Annotated in this window: 2 protein-coding genes and 1 pseudogene; all 3 read left to right on the top strand. The window is 59.0% G+C overall.

Features of this window, described 5'->3' with window-relative positions; all coding sequences use genetic code 11:
• Positions 1-60: 60 nt before the first annotated feature.
• Positions 61-162: pseudogene (locus HB680_RS33165) on the top strand (metal ABC transporter ATP-binding protein); the annotation flags it as partial.
• Between the two features lie 362 nt (positions 163-524).
• Entirely contained in the window at positions 525-3,005 is a 2,481-nt protein-coding gene (locus HB680_RS29890) for a TonB-dependent siderophore receptor (RefSeq protein WP_213941897.1), read from the top strand.
• A 634-nt stretch (positions 3,006-3,639) separates the two neighbouring features.
• Positions 3,640-4,008, top strand: a complete 369-nt coding sequence (locus tag HB680_RS29885; RefSeq protein ID WP_213941896.1) for a DUF6124 family protein — start codon at positions 3,640-3,642, stop codon at positions 4,006-4,008.
• Positions 4,009-4,446: the final 438 nt, after the last annotated feature.

Here is a 4,446-nt window from a genome sequence, read left to right as displayed (position 1 = left end):
GCCCTGCGTAACCCTGTGGGAGCAAGCTTGGCTCCTGCAGGGGAGTGTTGTCGGGCACAAATCCAGTGTTCACCAAAAACCAATGTGGGAGCGGGCTTGCTCGCGAAGGCGGTGAGTCAGTCAACATCATTGTTGGATGACACTCCGCTTTCGCGAGCAAGCCCGCTCCCACAAGGGGATTTTCGTTGCCTTCAGGACGAGACAAGGATCACAAAAATGGCCGATGCCCAACGCATCGGCCTTTTTTTAATTTTTTGCGCGAATGATAAATAAACTCATTCCGGTTTTTGCGCGGTGCTACGTCTTACTTAGGTAAGCAGACAAATCGAGCCGGGCAGGGTAGCCACAGGGTTCAGTTTTTCCCAGCTGTACACCTTTTTTACCGCTGCCCGGACACACGATCGAGCCCGGGGAGGGGCCGATCATCGACTTGCGGTGTCGCAAGCGGTTCACAGGTCCAGGCAGCGGCAGGGCACTCGGTTGCCCATGGGTCCTATCCATTTCGACTAATAATAGAGAGCACGATGTCAGCAATTCATGAGTTCAAACCTCTGTTCAAGGCTTTGGTCATCGCCCGAACCCTGCGCTCGCGTCGTTCGCTGGCCGGTCTGGGTATGGCGTGCCTGCTGCCGCTCAGCGCGCAGGTCCACGCCGAAGACTTCACCCTTAACATTCCGGCCCAGCCGTTGCCTCAGGCATTACAGGCGTTTGGCGCGCAGACCAATCAACAGGTGATCTACAACGCCGATGACATGGCCGGCCTGCGCAGCACCCGCGTCAGTGGCAAGTTGAGCAGCGCAGCGGCGATTGCCCAGTTGCTCAAGGGCACGGGCGTGCATTACAGCTTTGAAGGCAACACGCTGATGCTGGTGCGCGGCAGCTCGACCGAAGGTCTGGAACTGGGCGCCACCACCATCAATGCGAAACAGGTCAGCGCGACCACCGAAGGTTCCAACTCGTACACCTCGAATGCCGTGACCATCGGCAAGGGCACCCACACCCTCAAGGAAATTCCGCAGTCGGTCACGGTGATGACCCGCAAGCAAATGGACGATCAGGACATCGTCGACCTTAAGGACGCGGCCAACAAGACCACCGGCCTGGTCGGTGCCCAAGGCGTGGGTCGGGGTTTGATCCTGTCGTCGCGCGGTTTCCAGATTGATGACTGGCAGTACGACGGTGTGCCGATCCCGCGTAACACCTACGCGATCGGCAACTGGGCTACCCAGGACCTGATTTTCTTCGACCGCATGGAAGTGCTGCGCGGTGCGTCGGGCTTGCTGCAAGGCACCGGCAGCCCGGGTGGCGCGGTCAACCTGGTGCGCAAACGCGGCCAGGCCGTTCCGACCGTGACCCTGACCGGCAAGGCCGGCTCATGGGACCACTACGGTCTGCAACTGGACGCCGGCGGCCCGTTGAACCAGAACGGCACGATCCGTGGCCGCTTCGTGGCCGACCAGGACGACACCCACACCTTCGTCGATTCCGAATGGTACAAAACCACCTCGCTGTACGGCGCGCTGGACTTCGACCTGAGCGAAGCCACCACCGTGGGCGTGGCGGTCAGCCAGTCCAGCGGCGAATCCCGCGCGAACGTTCGCGGCTTCCCGCGTTATTCCGACGGTAAACCCATCGACCTGCCGCGCAGCACGTACACCGGGGCGAAGTGGAACCACTCGGACATCGACGTGACCACGATCTACACCGATCTGGAGCACCGTTTCAACGACGACTGGGCCTTCAAGGTCGGCGCCGTGCACATGACCGAAACCAACAAGGCCAAGAACCAGCGGGTGCAAACCACCGGCAGCGGCATCCGTCCCGATGGCACCGGCATTCAGTACGCTGACTTCGTGACGGACCTGGACTCCACCAAAGTCGCGCTGGACATGAACGTCACCGGCAAGTTCGAAGCCTTGTCCATGCAGCAGGAAGTCATGCTGGGCGGCAACTATTCCAAATACACCTCGGACGACAAATACGCCCGGACCTTCAACGCCAGCACCGACAACATCTTCGACATTAATAACAACCGTCCGGAAATCAGCTACGACGGTTTGGTCAACACCCCCGGTGGTCGTGGCTTCCCGAGCAAATACGACATCCGCCAGAAAGGCCTGTACGGCAACTGGCGGGTCAAGCCGGTTGACGACCTGACCGTGGTGCTCGGCTCGCGGGTCAGTTGGTACGACTACAGCTACACCTCTCAGATCGAGACCCCGACCAGCATTACCGACGATACGAACAGCACCGCCACCGAAACCGGTGAAGTCACGCCGTACGCCGGGATTATTTATGACCTGAGCCGTGAATGGTCGGTCTACGCCAGTTACGCCGACGTCTTCACCCCGCAAACCGAACGCGACACTACCGGCGCGGTACTTAAACCGATCATCGGTACTAACTACGAGATCGGTCTCAAGGGCGAGTTGATGGACGGCCGGATCAATACCTCCGTGGCCCTGTTCCGTTACGACCAGGAAAACCGCGCCGTTCTCAATACGGCAGGTGCGCAAACCTGCGACGGCTGGTACTGCTCGACGGCCTCCGGCAAGGTACGCAGCCAGGGTCTGGACGCTGAAATCAGCGGCGAAGTGACCGACAACCTGCAACTGTTTGCCGGCTACACCTACAACACCACCAAATACCTCGACGACCCGGACAACGAAGGCAAAATCTTCAGCTGGTGGACGCCTAAACACATGCTGCGCGTGTGGGGCAATTATCAGATGACCGGCGACTGGAGCCGTGTGAGTACTGGCCTGGGCTTTACCGCACAGACCCACACCGTCGGTTTCGACCACTCCGTCAACGTCCCGGGTTACACCGTGTGGAACGCCCGCGTCGGCTACCAACTCACACCGGAAATCGAGCTGGCGATGAACGCCAACAACCTGTTCGACAAGACCTACTTCGCAGCGGCTTACAACCAGATCAACGGCAACAACAACTACGGCGATCCACGCAACGTGATGTTCAGCGTGAAATACACCCCGCAGTTCTGATTCATCCCCCGCTGGTATGAAAACGGCCCGTGTCCCTTTTGAGGGGCATGGGCCAATTCCCCTCTAAACCCGAACAGCCACCGCAGTCCCCCTGTGGGAGCGAGCCTGCTCGCGAAGGCGTCGGCACAGCCAAAAAAACATGTCGCCTGACACACCGCTTTCGCGAGCAGGCTCGCTCCCACATGGGTTTGGTGTTGTGCGCAGGATTTGTGGCCGACACAGTCCCTTGTAGGAGCAAAGCTTGCTCGCGATGGCGGCAGTTGGCGCACTGCATAAACATGTTTAACGGCGGGTGTTTAAAGACACTCGGTGTTACGTCATAAGCGGCTACAACGCCTTGCGTCGTTACCTACGCGTACGCCAGAATTCGCCGGCTTGTGCGGCTTTGGGGTGGGCTATATCGTTTCCGGGTCACTGCAAAACAGTGATCGGGTTTGGTAGCCCGTCGTGATAGTCGTATGGCAACACCTTATGCAGCCCTGCTGTTGGGACTCGCTTTATGGTGGTCATGCGTGGGGCTCCTTCGGGAGCGCCGGGTTTCTGTCGCGCCGGTCTACCAACCCACGTATGGCCGCCACCCATTCGTTTGGTAGCGAGGGTGATGGCTCCTTAAGTTTGCGATGGAGTTTTATCTATGTTCAAAGTTACGCCTAACCCCCCGAATACTGATCCAGTAGCGTTTGACGCCCCTTTTATTGTTGACCCTGAAAAAATGAAAGCGGCGGCCGACCGTGCGCTCAGCTTCTACCTCAACCCCGGGGCGACGAAAACGCAGATACCGTCCCGCAGATCCGGCACCTTCTTCACCATCGACGCAGCGGTGGATGACGAAACGTTGCTGGTCGAGGTCTTCGAAGCGTTATCAACGGCTCGCGCCATGGTCAACGACCTCGTCGAGCTGTCGGACGGCCCGCGACGCCACACGATGCTGGTGTTGCATCGGTCGCTCGTGATGGGTGAGATGGCGGCGAATCGCGTACTGGATAACCACAAGCCTGTGTAGGAGCGACGCTTGCTCGCGAAGGCGTCACGCCTGACACACCGCGTCATCGTTCTTCGCGGGCGAGCCTTGCTCCTACATTGTTGAGTGTTGTTCACGAATTTTGCATTCAACACCTTTCCCCTGTGGGAGCGGGCTTGCTCGCGAAAGCGGTGTGTCAGCGGCATGGATGTCGGCTGACACGCCCTCTTCGCGAGCAAGCCCGCTCCCACAATTGTTTAGTGATGCTCACAATATTTGCAGCATCGCCGATCCCTGTAGGAGCGAAGCGTGCTCGCGAAGGCGTCACGCCTGACACACCGCGTCATCGTTCTTCGCGGGCGAGCCTTGCTCCTACATTGTTGAGTGTTGGTCACGAATTTTGCATTCAACACCTGTCCCCTGTGGGAGCGGGCTTGCTCGCGAATGCGGTGTGTCAGCGGCATGAATGTCGGCTGACAC

This window comes from Pseudomonas sp. dw_612 (genome assembly GCF_018449725.1).
In the GTDB taxonomy this organism is placed as follows: domain Bacteria; phylum Pseudomonadota; class Gammaproteobacteria; order Pseudomonadales; family Pseudomonadaceae; genus Aquipseudomonas.
Note: the sequence above shows the minus strand (reverse complement) of the source record. Positions and strands in the feature narration are given on the sequence as shown.

What these genes read in the sequence shown, in the direction of transcription:
- HB680_RS29890 (WP_213941897.1), top strand. Translation starts at nt 525, where the DNA reads ATGTCAGCAATTCATGAGTTCAAACCTCTGTTCAAGGCTTTGGTCATC.
- HB680_RS29885 (WP_213941896.1), top strand. Translation starts at nt 3,640, where the DNA reads ATGTTCAAAGTTACGCCTAACCCCCCGAATACTGATCCAGTAGCGTTT.